This window comes from Streptomyces sp. NPDC002206 (assembly GCF_053593595.1).
In genome coordinates, this window is record NZ_JBSFCW010000018.1 from 1 (window position 1) to 12,528 (window position 12,528).

At 67.9% G+C, this 12,528-nt stretch carries 13 protein-coding genes; 7 read left to right on the forward strand and 6 right to left on the reverse strand.

The annotated features are described in order from the left end of the window. Nucleotides 1-160 precede the first annotated feature (160 nt). Together wrbA and ACWCP8_RS27090 are read right to left on the reverse strand one after the other, a co-directional pair. Entirely contained in the window at nt 161-778 is a 618-nt protein-coding gene (wrbA, locus tag ACWCP8_RS27085) for an NAD(P)H:quinone oxidoreductase (RefSeq protein ID WP_326818522.1), read from the reverse strand. A gap of 188 nt (nt 779-966) precedes the next feature. After that, nucleotides 967-1,455: a carboxymuconolactone decarboxylase family protein gene (locus tag ACWCP8_RS27090; RefSeq protein ID WP_451118652.1), complete on the reverse strand. Its 489-nt coding sequence runs from the start codon at nt 1,453-1,455 to the stop codon at nt 967-969. A 114-nt stretch (nt 1,456-1,569) separates the two neighbouring features. Here ACWCP8_RS27090 and ACWCP8_RS27095 point away from each other — a divergent pair, with 114 nt between their 5' ends. The 4 genes from ACWCP8_RS27095 to ACWCP8_RS27110 all read left to right on the forward strand — a co-directional run bounded on the left by ACWCP8_RS27095 (nt 1,570) and on the right by ACWCP8_RS27110 (nt 4,422). Next, the gene (locus tag ACWCP8_RS27095) at nt 1,570-2,550 is read left to right on the forward strand and encodes a pirin family protein (RefSeq protein ID WP_451118654.1); all 981 of its coding nucleotides are present in this window, start codon (nt 1,570-1,572) and stop codon (nt 2,548-2,550) included. A 10-nt stretch (nt 2,551-2,560) separates the two neighbouring features. After that, the gene (locus ACWCP8_RS27100) at nt 2,561-2,902 is read left to right on the forward strand and encodes a GNAT family N-acetyltransferase (protein ID WP_352263608.1); all 342 of its coding nucleotides are present in this window, start codon (nt 2,561-2,563) and stop codon (nt 2,900-2,902) included. A gap of 323 nt (nt 2,903-3,225) precedes the next feature. After that, on the forward strand, nt 3,226-3,348 hold the full coding sequence (locus tag ACWCP8_RS27105; RefSeq protein ID WP_352263787.1) for a ferritin-like domain-containing protein: 123 nt from the start codon (nt 3,226-3,228) through the stop codon (nt 3,346-3,348). 240 nt (nt 3,349-3,588) lie between these two features. Continuing rightward, on the forward strand, nt 3,589-4,422 hold the full coding sequence (locus ACWCP8_RS27110; protein WP_451118656.1) for a YhjD/YihY/BrkB family envelope integrity protein: 834 nt from the start codon (nt 3,589-3,591) through the stop codon (nt 4,420-4,422). Between the two features lie 162 nt (nt 4,423-4,584). Here the strand turns inward: ACWCP8_RS27110 and ACWCP8_RS27115 are convergent, their stop codons facing one another. After that, nucleotides 4,585-4,905 (reverse strand): SpoIIE family protein phosphatase, encoded by a 321-nt coding sequence (locus ACWCP8_RS27115; RefSeq protein WP_352263612.1) that lies wholly within the window; start codon nt 4,903-4,905, stop codon nt 4,585-4,587. Nucleotides 4,906-5,107: 202 nt separating this feature from the next. Further along, the gene (locus tag ACWCP8_RS27120) at nt 5,108-6,334 is read right to left on the reverse strand and encodes a metallophosphoesterase (protein ID WP_451118659.1); all 1,227 of its coding nucleotides are present in this window, start codon (nt 6,332-6,334) and stop codon (nt 5,108-5,110) included. Between the two features lie 294 nt (nt 6,335-6,628). Between ACWCP8_RS27120 and ACWCP8_RS27125 the strand changes: the two genes are divergently transcribed. Further along, entirely contained in the window at nt 6,629-7,069 is a 441-nt protein-coding gene (locus ACWCP8_RS27125) for a hypothetical protein (protein WP_451118661.1), read from the forward strand. Between the two features lie 501 nt (nt 7,070-7,570). On the opposite strand, the gene ACWCP8_RS27130 is transcribed toward ACWCP8_RS27125, so the two are convergent. Continuing rightward, nucleotides 7,571-8,554 (reverse strand): LuxR family transcriptional regulator, encoded by a 984-nt coding sequence (locus tag ACWCP8_RS27130; RefSeq protein WP_451118663.1) that lies wholly within the window; start codon nt 8,552-8,554, stop codon nt 7,571-7,573. Between the two features lie 214 nt (nt 8,555-8,768). Between ACWCP8_RS27130 and ACWCP8_RS27135 the strand changes: the two genes are divergently transcribed. Further along, nucleotides 8,769-10,181, forward strand: coding sequence for an aminopeptidase P family protein (locus tag ACWCP8_RS27135; protein ID WP_451118665.1), 1,413 nt, complete (start codon nt 8,769-8,771; stop codon nt 10,179-10,181). Between the two features lie 1,161 nt (nt 10,182-11,342). Further along, on the forward strand, nt 11,343-12,074 hold the full coding sequence (locus ACWCP8_RS27140) for a dienelactone hydrolase family protein (RefSeq protein WP_451118667.1): 732 nt from the start codon (nt 11,343-11,345) through the stop codon (nt 12,072-12,074). 19 nt (nt 12,075-12,093) lie between these two features. Here ACWCP8_RS27140 and ACWCP8_RS27145 read toward each other — a convergent pair whose 3' ends face one another. Further along, entirely contained in the window at nt 12,094-12,219 is a 126-nt protein-coding gene (locus tag ACWCP8_RS27145; protein WP_267008952.1) for a hypothetical protein, read from the reverse strand. Between the last annotated feature and the right edge of the window lie 309 nt (nt 12,220-12,528).

Below are 12,528 nucleotides of genomic sequence, written 5' to 3' on the forward strand. Positions count from 1 at the left end.
CAAGGTGGGCCAGGCCGTCCTCACCCTCACCGCGGAGGGCCCCATCGACAGCGGTGGCACCTACCGCTGCGTCTTCCAGGCGGACCTGACCTCCGGCGGTCCTACGAACTGCTGGCCGAGGTGTGGCAACGCGGATGAGCCGGGTCCGGGCCGGGAGGGGTCAGGCGGCGAAGCCGGCCTTGAGGGCGCCCGCGACCTGGACGACGCGCTCGGCCTGGTGACGGGCGGCGTTGCGGGTCTGGTCGCCGATGGGGTTGTTGCCCTGGGCGTCGACGTGCGAGGTGCCATAGGGGTTGCCGTCGACGAACTTGACCGGGTCGGTGTAACCGGGGGAGACGACGAGGCCACCGAAGTGGTGGATCGAGTTGTACAGCGCGAGCAGGGTGGACTCCTGGCCGCCGTGGGCGGTGGCGGTGGTGACGAAGCCGCTGTAGACCTTGTCGGCCAGCTTGCCCTGGGCCCACAGGCCACCGAGGGTGTCGATGAACTGCTTGAGCTGCGAGGAGATGTTGCCGAAGCGGGTCGGGGAGCCGAAGATCACGGCGTCGGCCCACTCGACGTCCGCGGGGGTGGCAACCGGGATGCCCGCGCTGGCGGCGGCGTGTGCGGCCCATGCCTCGTTGGAGCTGATGGCGGCCTCGGGGGCGAGTTCGGCGGCCTTCAGGAGACGGACCTCGGCCCCGGCCTTCTCCGCGGCCTGGGAGATCTCCTTGGCGATCTCGGCGCTGAAACCGGTGGACGAGTAGTAGATGACGGCAAGCTTGACGGCTGTGGTCATGTCTTTGTTCTCCATTGAAAAGTGCGTATGGGCAGTGGGCGGACTGGCCGCCGGCGTCGCCGCGCCGGTGGAGCACGCCCGACATCGTTGAACCATAAATGAATATGGTTTAAGAATCAACTAACTTTTCCTGAACCCGTGGTGTGCACGACCGGTGTCTTGGCGCAGGGCAGGAGGTGAAGCCGGAATCACTGCTGCGGGATCACGCGCACGGGATGCTTGCTCATGATGGAGACGCGGTTGAACGCGTTGATGGTGATCGCTACCCAGATCGCTGCGGAGATCTCGTCGTCGGTGAGGGTCTGGCGGGCTGCGTCGTAGGCACTCTCCTGGACGGCGGCGTTCGCGGGTTCGGTGGCCGCCTCCGCCAGGGCGAGTGCCGCGCGCTCCCGTGCCGTGAACAGTTCGGTGTCGCGCCAGGCGGCCAGTACACCCAGACGCTGGGTGGTCTCGCCTGCGCGCAGGGCGGCCCGCGTGTGCACGTTGAGGCAGTATGCGCAGCCGTTGACCTGCGACACGCGGAGGTTGATCAGTTCCACGAGCGTGCGGTCCAGCCCCGCTTCGGCGGCGACCCCACGGACTGCTTCGGCTGTCTCGGTCAGCGCGTGGTAGGCCTTCGGGCTCTGCTTGTCGATGAAGATCCGCTTGCTCACGGGGCCTGCTGCCGTGTCACTCAACCTGGACTCCTTCACGGGTCGCTCCCGGCCCTGCCGTGCGCACGGCAGGGCATCCTCGTATCATCGGAAACAATTGTTGAATATAAAATCATCCTTGGGTGAGAGGGGCGTGCCATGAGCAATGTCGAGAGGGAACCCGCCGAGCTCCGCTGCGGGGCCTCGGAGCATGGTGAGCATGTGCCGCAGGTCGAGGTCCTCTCCGCGAGGGACGTCCCCTTGGGCGGTCCGAGGTCGATGACCGTACGGCGCACGCTGCCGCAGCGGGCCCGGACGCTGATCGGGGCCTGGTGTTTCATCGATCACTACGGCCCCGACGACGTTGCCGGCACGGGCGGCATGGACGTCGCGCCCCATCCGCACACCGGTCTGCAGACGGTGAGCTGGCTGTTCAGCGGGGAGGTCGAGCACCGGGACAGCCTGGGCAGCCACGCCTTTGTACGGCCCGGTGAGCTGAACCTCATGACGGGTGGGCACGGCATCAGCCACTCGGAAGTTTCCACCGCCCGCACCACGATCTTGCACGGCGTCCAGTTGTGGGTGGCGCTTCCCGAAGAACACCGGCACACCGGCCGTGACTTCCAGCATTACGTCCCGAGCCCGGTCCGGGTGGACGGAGCCGAAGTCAGAGTGTTCCTCGGGGCGCTGGCAGGTGACACCGCCCCGGTGCGGACGTTCACGCCCCTGCTCGGTGCCGAACTCATCCTTGAGCCGTACTCGACGACCACGCTCGCCATCGACGCCGGCTTCGAGCACGGCCTTCTCGTCGACCACGGGGAGGTCCGTATCGCTGGAACACTCCTGCACCCGACGGAGTTGGGATACGTCGGCACGGGAAGCGACACACTGACGCTGGCGAACGAGACGGACGCCGTCGCGCGGGCAGTCCTGCTCGGCGGGACGCCGTTCGAGGAACAGATCGTCATGTGGTGGAATTTCATCGGTCGGAGCCACGAAGACATCGTCGAAGCCAGGGAAGCGTGGCAGAGCGCATCCGAACGCTTCGGCAAGGTCGACGGTTACGACGGCGACCGTCTTCCCGCGCCGAACCTTCCCCACGCCACCATCGCACCTCGCAAAAACCCGACGCGTCACTGAAAGGCATGCGATGACCCAGCCCGCCGCCGCTCCGACTGTCCAGCGAGTGGACCCGAAGCACCGTTACGAAATCCTGGTCGACGGCAATACCGCAGGCCACACCGCGTATCGCGACCGCGACGACCAGCGCGTTTTCTACCACACCAAAATCTACGACGCCTTCGCCGGACAGGGCCTGGCCGCGATACTCGTACAGCAGGCGTTGACCGACGTACGCACGTCAGGAAAGCGCATCGTGCCGGTCTGCCCCTACGTCGCGAAGTTCCTCAAGAAGCATGACGAGTTCGCCGACATCACCGACCCGGTGACCCCCGAGGTCCTGCAATGGCTGGACACCGTGCTGCCTCACTGACCACCGGTGCCGCGTCTTCTCCGACGCCATCGGTACGTCCGGACCGGCGGAGCGGGATCTGCGACGATGCCCCACCGGCGGGCCCACGGTCTTGACCCTTCGCCCGTACCCGAACGCCGCCTGAACCCGGCCAGGTTGCATGCCCCGCCTCCTCGCCACCACTCCCGCGTCGGGCCTCCTGCACCGCCGGCGGAAGCGCTGGCTGTGCTGCGCGAAGCAGCCCACGAGGCGGGGGTGGCCGATGCCCATCAACCGGAGGGCGAGCAGAGCGTAGCGTCGTTGTCGACCTCGTCACTACCCGCCCACGCACCACCGTCGAAACGCTGCGCACCCTCCATGACCAGGTCGACAGCGAGGACCCCTCCACGGCCGACCTGCTGCACGCGATCACCGACTCGCTTGAGAAACACGCCTGGATGGTCAGCGCGGAAAACCGATCCGTCTGACACCGGTCCCCCTGGTTTGCTCTTGGTGACGAGTCGGGGAACGCCTTCAGGCCCGGGTGTCCACCAGGAGGCCCACAAGGTGTGGGGTTCCGGCGCGTACGTGGTGCACTATCAGACAACGCCTCGGACTTCGCGCCCGCCTGGCCCCCACGGGTGGCATCCGCCCCAGCCGGCGCGGACTTGGAAGCTGTGCGTCGCGTCTTCGCGCGGCGGCGGTATCGGCCGTGGTAGTCGACAGGCATGCCGATGAAGCCTTCCAGTGCAGCGAGCCGTTCATCTCTGTTCGGACGGCTGCGCCGTGTGATCATCCATTCACCGGTCGGACGCGGATGGCGGCGGAGCTGCGATCTGGAGTTGGGGCCGCGTTCGTTGGGCTTCGCGGCGTTGGGGTTTCTCACGCTGGTTCCGTTGCTGATCATTGTGTCCTCGGCCGATCCGGAGCGCGGGCGGGGGTTTGCGCAGTGGCTGGGGAAGGGACTCGGCGTGTCGACGGCTTCCAGAGCGGAGGTGGAGCAGCTGTTCACTCGGCCCGGCCAGGCTCTGCGAACTACGACGGCGTTCGGCATTGCCGTCCTCGCTGCCTTCGGTGTGACCTTCGGGGCAGTGGTGCAGGCCGGCTACGAGGAGGTCTGGGATCTGCCGCAGGCGCGCTGGTGGGCCAGGTGGCGGCAAGTGGTGTGGCTCGTCGTACTCACCGGCTACCTCTTCGTCTCCGCCACTACGACGCTGCGAAGCGACTCCCCTGTTGGTGCATTCGGCGCGACGCTGAGCACCGTCCTGTTCTTCTGGTGGTCCCAGCGCATGCTGCTCGGCGGGCGGGTCCGCTGGCGCGCGCTGTTGCCCGGCGCGGTCGCCACCATGTTGGGACTGCTCGGTCTCAGGATCTTCTCCCGGCTCGTCTTCTCGCCATTGATCGCAACCAACGCTGTCACCTACGGCGCTATCGGAACTGTCCTGGTCCTCCAGTCCTGGCTGGTCGGCGTGGGCGTCGTCGTCTTCGGTGGTGCGCTGGTCGGCCGTCTGGTGCACGAGGAGACCCCACGCGTGGCACAGGCACTGAAACGGCGAGGATGAGATCTAGATCCGGGTCCTGTGATAGGGGCATGGTCTTCGCGACGGCCTCGAGCCAGGTGGGGAAGCCGGTGCCGTCCAGCACCCACACCTGCGGACGCACCACCGCCACTGCCCGGCGGGGCAGCCCGGCACGGACTGTGCCCACCGGCCAGGTCGAGGACGTCACCGAACTTTGTTTCCCCACCGGGGGAACCCGACCACTACGCCGGTGACGAACCCTTCGAGCTCGGTCAGGGTCCCTGACTGCTGAGCCTCGAGGACGAGGGACTGCTCCAGCCGTTCCACGAGACCGGTCAGAGTGGGCTCGTGCAGGGCTGCCTCCCGAAAAGTCCCGAAGCTGAGCGCGACCGCCCTGACTGCCCCTATCCCCTTGCCACGCACATCGCCGATCACGCAGCGCACGCCGAACGGAGTGTCGACCACTGCGTAGAGGTCCCTGCCGATCTGTGCATCCGCCTGAGCAGCCTCGTAACGTGCGGCCAAGCTCAGCGGACCGATTCTGTCCGGAGGGTGTGGCAGGACAGCACGCTGAACAGCCGCGGCAATGTCACGTACGGACTCCAGTTGCATTTTCCGGTGGTGCAGGACGCGATTGAGGAAGCCCGCGAAATCGTCCGTTGCCTCAAACGCTACGCGCCCGGGAGATCCTCCACCTGGTCACGGACAGCTGCAGCCAGGACCCCGCTCATACGGGCTGTGTGGGAGGCCGCTGCGGGGAGCGGAGTACGAGCAGGGTGATCTCGCTGGGGGCGAAGACGCGGAACGGTGGGCCCCAGAAGCCGGTGCCGCGGCTGGTGTAGAGGAGGGTGCGGGTGCCATGGCGGCTGAGGCCGGCGAGGGCGGGCTGGTCGATGCGGACGAGGTGGTGGAAGGGCCAGATCTGGCCGCCGTGGGTGTGGCCCGAGAGTTGGAGGTCGATGCCGCCTGCTGCGGCCCGGTCGACGAACTTGGGCTGGTGGGCCAAGAGCAGGACGGGCAGGTCGGGGTCGGCGCCGTTCAGGGCGCCGGCGAGGTGGGCGCGGTGGCCTGCCAGGCCGGAGGACTCGGCGGTGACGTCATCCACGCCGGCGACCACGAGGGTGTCGCCGCCGCGTTCGAGCAGCAGATGACGGTTGCGCAGCGGCTCCCAGCCCAGCTCGTCCATCAGATCGACCCAGCCCTGGGCCTCGCTGTAGTACTCGTGGTTTCCGGTGACGTAGACCCGGGCCCGGGTGGCTCGCACGGTGCCGAGCGGAGCGGCCTGGGCGCGGCGGCGTTGGGCCGTGCCGTCCGCGATGTCGCCGGTGTGGCAGACCAGGTCGGCCTCCAGGGTGTTGACCTTCGCGCAGACCCGCGCCGACCAGCGGGCGCGGTCGAGCGGGCCGTAGTGGGTGTCGGTGATGAGGACGACGCGGGTGCCGTCCAACCCGGCACCCAGCCGTGGGAGTTGCACGTCGAGTCGGCGCACGCGTGGCACGCGGCGGGCTTCGGCGTACCCCCAGGCGAGTAGTACGGCGGTTATGCCGAGGACGGCCCAAGTGACAATTCGAGCCCGGTCCTGACTCTCGTCCACGCCGGCCACGGTCAGGGCGAGGCGCAGCAGGACGCCGAGCAGGACGGACCACGTGAACAGTACCCAGCTGGCCCCAAGGAGGGTGTCTCCGACGATCGCCGCCCAGTCCTGCTGCCGCTGGCCGTGGCCACGCACCATCGCGAGCGGCATGGCGACCAGACCGAGGACGGACAGGGCGGTACCGCCCAACGCCACGGGGAGCGGCCAGTGCTGGCCGGCGTGCAGCAGCACCCAGCAGGGCACAGTCCACAGCAGGACGGGGGCGATCAAAGGGATGTAGCGCATCAGGCGGCGCAGTCGGCTCTGCTGGGTCGCATGAGCTGCACTGTCCGCGGATCGGGCTTCGCTGGTGTCGGTCACGCTTCCCCTCCTCAAGTAACCAGACTGCCGGCGCGCACTGTACCCGGTCGTCCTAGTGACATGAGTCGGAGATTCGTTGAACAGGTGGCGACCTTGTCGAGGATTTCGTCGGCGGTCTAGGTCCAGGTGAGGGGTCGTGGGTGGTCCTTCCAGTCTGCGACCCAGGCCCGGATGTCGCGTTCGAGTGCTTGGACGGAACGGTGGATGCCGCGCTTAGGACCTGTCCTGGCGATGATCCGGTCGGGCGCCTCGGTGATATTTTGACCGGCATCGTGGGAAGGGGTGGGCGAATCCGTGGACAGTGACCTGCGGCGTGCGGTCGTCGTGACGCTTGGCGAACTCGGGCGAAGCGATGACTGGCGTGACCGGGCGGATGCTGGTCACAGCCTGGCAGGGTTCGCCGAGATGCCGGAGGCCGTAGAGCCGCTGCTGGGGCTTGTGCTCGATCCTGGTGACACCTTCGTCACCCGGCGGACCGCGGAGGGCTTGCTTCGGCGAAAGGACAGGGTCGGACTGACGATAGTCGCGTCCGCATTGGCAGTCGCCAACGACAACCACGCCGATTACATCCACACCGCGATCGTCGATGTCTTTAGCATCTTCTCGGACGACTTGGACGAGGCGCTACGGCTCTGCGGGGAGATGTCGGGCGACACCGACGATCGTGTTGCCCGGGGGGCCCGTCGGCTGCACGAAAGCCTGGCAGAGATCGATCCCGTTCTCCGCCCCTCGTAGCAGGGGTTCGATCGCTGTTGTGAGGGTGCAGATCCTCGGCGACAGGGGCAGCGAGGAGCACGTTCTCGGCTCAGTGCCACGGAGCATTCCCGTCGATCATGTTCGGAGCCAGATCGTGAGAGCTGCCGCAGTGGCTGTACCGAGACCTTGGCCCAGAAATGCCTCGAAACAACTGGTCAGAGGTGGGATAGCTGTGGCAGGTATCGGGAGTAACCCCGCATTTCATTCCACGACGTAGATGCGCGCCAAGAAGGTGCCTGACAGGTAAAACACCTGGTCAGGCACCCTTCTTTGATGTCTAGAAGAAGCCGAGCTTCTTCGCGGAGTACGACACGAGAAGGTTCTTCGTCTGTTGGTGGTGCAGCTGGAATATTGGCTCCGACGTGCGGAAACGGCGGTGAGGGGCAAGTCCGGCGGCGCGTTGGTCCGGGAATGGCCCGGATCCTGGTCTGACACGCGCCGTTGCGGTGGGCGCGGCAAGCAGCAGGGGCAGCGTGCCGGTCACAACCATCCGCTGCGCTGTGCCTGCAAGGCCATCTGGAAGCGGTTCGCGGCGCCCAGTTGGGCCATCAGGATCTGCAGGCGGCGGAACAGCGTGCGGCGGCTGATTCCCAGCTCGCGGGCGATGATGTCGTCGCTCGCGCCGCCCGCGAGGAGCCACAGCAGGCGGCGGTCGGCGGCCGGCAGGCCTCCTGGGCGAGTGGTGCGGCCATGGAACGGCAGGGCGTTCTGCCAGGACTGCTCGAACAGTGCCATGAGCGCGGAGAGCAGACCGCATGGCTGCACGACCAGCATGGTGTTGTGTACGTCCGCCTCTTTGATCGACAACGACACGAGTGCGTACGCCTCGTCGATGATCACGAGTTTGACCGGCACCGACGGCAGCACCCTGGCCTGTTCGCCGGCCTTGATGCACGGTTCGATGACCTCCTTCAGGTGGCCCGGGTGCTCCAGCGACTCCCGCGAATACACGACACGCTGCGTCACACCGCGGGCGAGCGTGGCCAGCGCGTCGTCCGTGGCGTCGGCCAAGGGGAAGTACGGCGGTGACTCGAACTGCCGGATCTGATCGCGGGCGCTCGCCCACGCGTGACGAATCCTGGGGCCGATGGCGTCGCCGGTGACGACCTCGACGAGATTGTCGTTGTACGCGGCGAGCCGCTGTCGTCGGAAGGACTCGAACGCGCCCCCGACGGTGATGCGCGATTCCTCGACCTCGGCCGCACGGTGTCGGGCGAGGATCTCCAGGCCTGCGGTCGGCGGAACCGGGGCCACCACGTCCCCACCCTCGTCGGCGGCACTGGCGAGACCGGCGTCGACCAGTGCGCTGTATGCCGTGGCCAGTTCCGCACCGTCCAGGTCGGCCGCGGCCGCGATCGCACTCAGCGGAGCGGGGGCCAGCTCAAGCAGCGCCAGATACACCTGGACCGCCGCGTGACCGATGCCCAGAAGCCGAAGGGCCTCGCCGAGTTTCGCGTTCCTCATACGTCGCATTATCGACGGCTCCGGCCGGAGGCTGTGGCCGATCTGTGCCAGTGGCACTTTTCAGCACCGAGCACGCGCGGTACGGGATACCGTCCGGGAGCCGCCGACGACCGGCGGCGGCGAGGGAGCACGAGCCGCACCGGGAGCACGCCTGTCCGTACGGCTCACTCTGCCCAGCGCCGCTTGGGAACCCATCCAGAAGAAGGTGTATGCCGTGGCGAAAGGCCGAAAGAACGGTCTCTACTCAGGGATCTCCGAGGAACTGTCCGCTCTGATGCGGACGGGGTGGGCGGACACCGAGCGGCACGACCTGCGGCTCGGCGAGCAGGCTCCGTACGCAGCCCGTCGCCGCGCCTCGCTCTCCGCGCGCTTTCCGGGCGAACGCCTCGTGATTCCCTCGGGGAACCTCAAGGTCCGTTCGAACGACGACAGCTACCCGTTCCGGCCGTACTCGGGCTACGTGCACATGGCCGGAGACCAAGCCCGGGACGGCGCACTCGTCCTCGAACCCCGAGCGGACGGCGGCCATGACGCCTTCTGCTACCAGCTGCCGCGGGACAGCAGGGACAACGACGAGTTCTGGACCGGCGCCACGGCGGAGCTGTGGATGGGCCGGCGCCGCTCCCTCGCCGAGTCGGAGCTCGTGCTCGGTCTGCCCTGCCGGGACGTCCGCACGGCGGCCGGTGACCTGGCCGCCGCCTCCGGTGCGCCGACCCGGATCGTCCGGGGCCTCGACCCGTCCCTGGAGGCCGCCGTCACCACAGATGAGGAGCGCGACGCCGAACTGGAAGAGGCGCTCGGCGATCTCCGCCTCGTCAAGGACGACTGGGAGATCGCCGAGCTCCGCAAGGCCGTGGACTCCACGGTGCGCGGATTCACCGATGTGATCGGTGAGCTCTCCGGGGCGATCGCGTCGTCCGAGCGGTGGATAGAGGGCACGTTCTTCCGCCGTGCACGCCTCGAGGGCAATGCCGTCGGCTACGGCTTGATCTGCGCCGCGGGCGAGCACGCCACGATCATGCACTGGACGGACAACGACGGTCCGGTGCGTCCGGGGGACCTGCTCCTGCTCGACGCCGGCGTGGAGACACACACGCTCTACACCGCCGACGTCACGCGCACGCTGCCGATCAGTGGCACTTTCACGCCTCTGCAGCGCAAGGTCTATGACGCGGTGTACGCGGCCCAGGAAGCCGGCATGGCGGCCGTCAAGCCGGGCGCCGCGTACCGCGACTTCCACGAGGCGTCCCAGCGATACCTGGCGGAACGGCTGGTCGAGTGGGGCTTCATCGAAGGTCCGGCCGACCGCGCGTACGAACTCGGTCTCCAGCGCCGCTTCACCATGGCGGGCACCGGTCACATGCTCGGTCTGGACGTGCATGACTGCGCGCAGGCCCGGAACGAGGAGTACGTCGACGGCGTGCTGGAGCCGGGCATGGTCCTCACCGTCGAGCCCGGCCTGTACTTCCAGCCGGACGATCTCACCGTGCCCGAGGAGTGGCGCGGCATCGGCGTCCGGATCGAGGACGACCTGGTCGTCACCGACGACGGTCACGAGAACCTGTCGGCGGGCCTGCCGCGGTCGGCGGACGATGTCGAGGCGTGGATGGCCCAGTTCGCGGGTTGAGCGCGTCGAGGACGGGGCCTGGTGCTGGATCCCCCGGATCGAATGGGTGCCGAGTCTGCGTGCCCCCGTACGTTGTCAGATGACCCGAACGAGACGGCCTGGCCCGGACTGCTGCTCCGGGTCCGGGTCCTCTCGGAGACCAGGAACAGGCCGGGGCCACCTTCGTCGTCGTCCGATCGTCGCGTTCAGGTGGGACGCGGACAGCCCCAGTGGCGCTGCGGAGATCAAATAGGGCGGCACGGACATCACCGTCATCCCGGACGAGGTCCGTTCGTTGCTTGCCGCCGGCATCCTCGACCCGCGCCTGTTCGACGTGGATGCCCTCATCGAGCAGGGCGCGTATCCCTTGTGGTCGGTGGCGCTGACCGCGGCGCCGTCAATGCGCCCGGCCTCCGCCTCGCAGCTCACGCCGAAGCGGCAGTCCGCGATCGCACCGGCCGGCGCCGCACGGGTCCGCAAGGTCGCTGCCCTGCGGGCGTCGGCGGCCGACGGAGGGCGGATGTACCGATACTGCCTGTACCAGGCCGTCGTTGGCGGCGGCCACCGCCCGCCTCGTACACGTGCCGCGGGTCATAGGACGAACTGCTCGACCGCGTTCGCGAAACCCTCCTCCTCGTTGCTCGTCGTAACCCGCCTCGCCGCGCGCTGGACCTCGTGGCTGCAGCCGGACTGGCCACCGGCCACGCCACACCCAGTCAAAGATCATTTACGGGGCAAGCCTTGGGTGGACTTACTTCGATGTCAATGGATGGTGGCGGAGGTACGTGGTGAACGGGATCCCGGGGCGCGCCCGGCCCACCACAGAGGCTCATGGCGGCTCCGTCGTCGCAGCTGTACCAGGCCCGCGCCAAACCGTCCCTGACAGGGCTCCGCTTCCTACGTCCCGGCCTGCACCACACCGTGACCACACAGGCCCGAAGCCCCTAACCATACGGCCTTGGCCTTTGGGCGAGTGGCTCCGTGGCATCCGGCCACGGAGCCTCCGCAAAAACCCGTTGGCGGACCACGGCGACCACTGCTACTTTTCCGGAGGCCGTGCGAGAGAACGAGGAGGTGGTACCCGTGAACACAGTATCGACATGGGTGCTCCCCTCCGGGGTCACGGTCGGACGATAGGTCGTCCGGGAGCGCCGTTCACGAGCACTCCCGAAAGGCACGACCATGCAATTCACTTCCGAACAACGCCTCGACGACGGCGTCCTCGAACGCGAATTCACCCTCGGCGAGATCCCCGGCATCCTGTGGATGCCTGGATCCGCATCCGCACCGGTGCCGCTGATCCTGCTCGGCCACCCCGGCGGACTGCACAAGATGTACCCCCGACTGGCGGCCCGGGCCCGGCACTCCGCGGCGGAGGGCTTCGCCGCGGCCACCATCGAGCTCCCCGGAAGCGGTGAACGGCCCCGTTCAGCCGCCGCCGAGCAGGCCCGCGCCGACCTGCGCCGGGCGCTGGAGGCCGGCGAGCCGGTCGACGACGAGATCGTGGACCGGCTCGTCCTCCCGCTGGTCGAAAAGGCGGTCCCGGAATGGCAGACCACTCTGGACGCCCTCCTTTCGCTGCCCGAGATCGGCGGCCCGGTCGGGTACTCGGGGGGAGTGATCGCCATCGGGACCCGGCTGGCGGTGGTCGAACCGCGCATCTCGGCCGCCGTTCTGTTCGCCGGGAGTTTCGTGCCTCGCGCCCTGTTCGAGGAGGCCCGGCAGGTCACCATTCCGCTGCACGTCCTGCTGCAGTGGGACGACGAAGGGAACGACCGGCAGCAGGCCCTGGACCTGTTCGACGCCTTCGGCTCCAAGGAGAAGACGCTGCACGCCAATCTGGGCGGGCACACCGGCGTCCCGCAGTTCGCGGGGGACGCCGCGGCCCAGTTCTTCACCCGGCATCTGAGCTAGCCACCGACCACCCCCGCCGTCAGGCCAGCAGCAGACGGTAGGCGGTGTCGGTCAGGATGCCGCTCATCGAGGACAGGTCCCGGCCCTCCTCGATGGCGGTAGCCGGTAGATGCACGACCGCCCCGATCGCGGCGGTACCGGCCATCGGTGGTACCGGCCGGTCGGGGCGGCGCGAGGGCGTGGGCGCCTAGGTTCGGTGTCAAACGCCTCGATTGAATGACAGGGCGACTGGCTTCATTGTTGTAGGGTCTCGCGGTCGGTGTCGGAGACCGCTCTCGTGACCTGCTTCTTCTTCCGTTGCCTCACGGCGTGTCGGACATCGGAGCCTCAGCTTCGTGTCGCTTCCTCGGCGGTCTGTCTTGATCGGAGCAGACCGCCGGGCTTGTGACCTGGGCTGTCGCGCAACTTCCGAGTCAGCAGTGCGCACGTCTCCTACCTGTGCGGTTGTCAGGTG

Excerpts from the sequence above, each read along its gene's own strand:
- ACWCP8_RS27100 (WP_352263608.1), top strand. The coding sequence starts at position 2,561 with ATGACCCAGCCCGCCGCCGCTCCGACTGTCCAGCGAGTGGACCCGAAG.
- ACWCP8_RS27130 (WP_451118663.1), bottom strand. The coding sequence starts at position 8,554 with ATGAGGAACGCGAAACTCGGCGAGGCCCTTCGGCTTCTGGGCATCGGT.
- ACWCP8_RS27110 (WP_451118656.1), top strand. The coding sequence starts at position 3,589 with ATGCCGATGAAGCCTTCCAGTGCAGCGAGCCGTTCATCTCTGTTCGGA.
- wrbA (WP_326818522.1), bottom strand. The coding sequence starts at position 778 with ATGACCACAGCCGTCAAGCTTGCCGTCATCTACTACTCGTCCACCGGT.
- ACWCP8_RS27095 (WP_451118654.1), top strand. The coding sequence starts at position 1,570 with ATGAGCAATGTCGAGAGGGAACCCGCCGAGCTCCGCTGCGGGGCCTCG.
- ACWCP8_RS27145 (WP_267008952.1), bottom strand. The coding sequence starts at position 12,219 with ATGGCCGGTACCGCCGCGATCGGGGCGGTCGTGCATCTACCGGCTACC.
- ACWCP8_RS27140 (WP_451118667.1), top strand. The coding sequence starts at position 11,343 with ATGCAATTCACTTCCGAACAACGCCTCGACGACGGCGTCCTCGAACGC.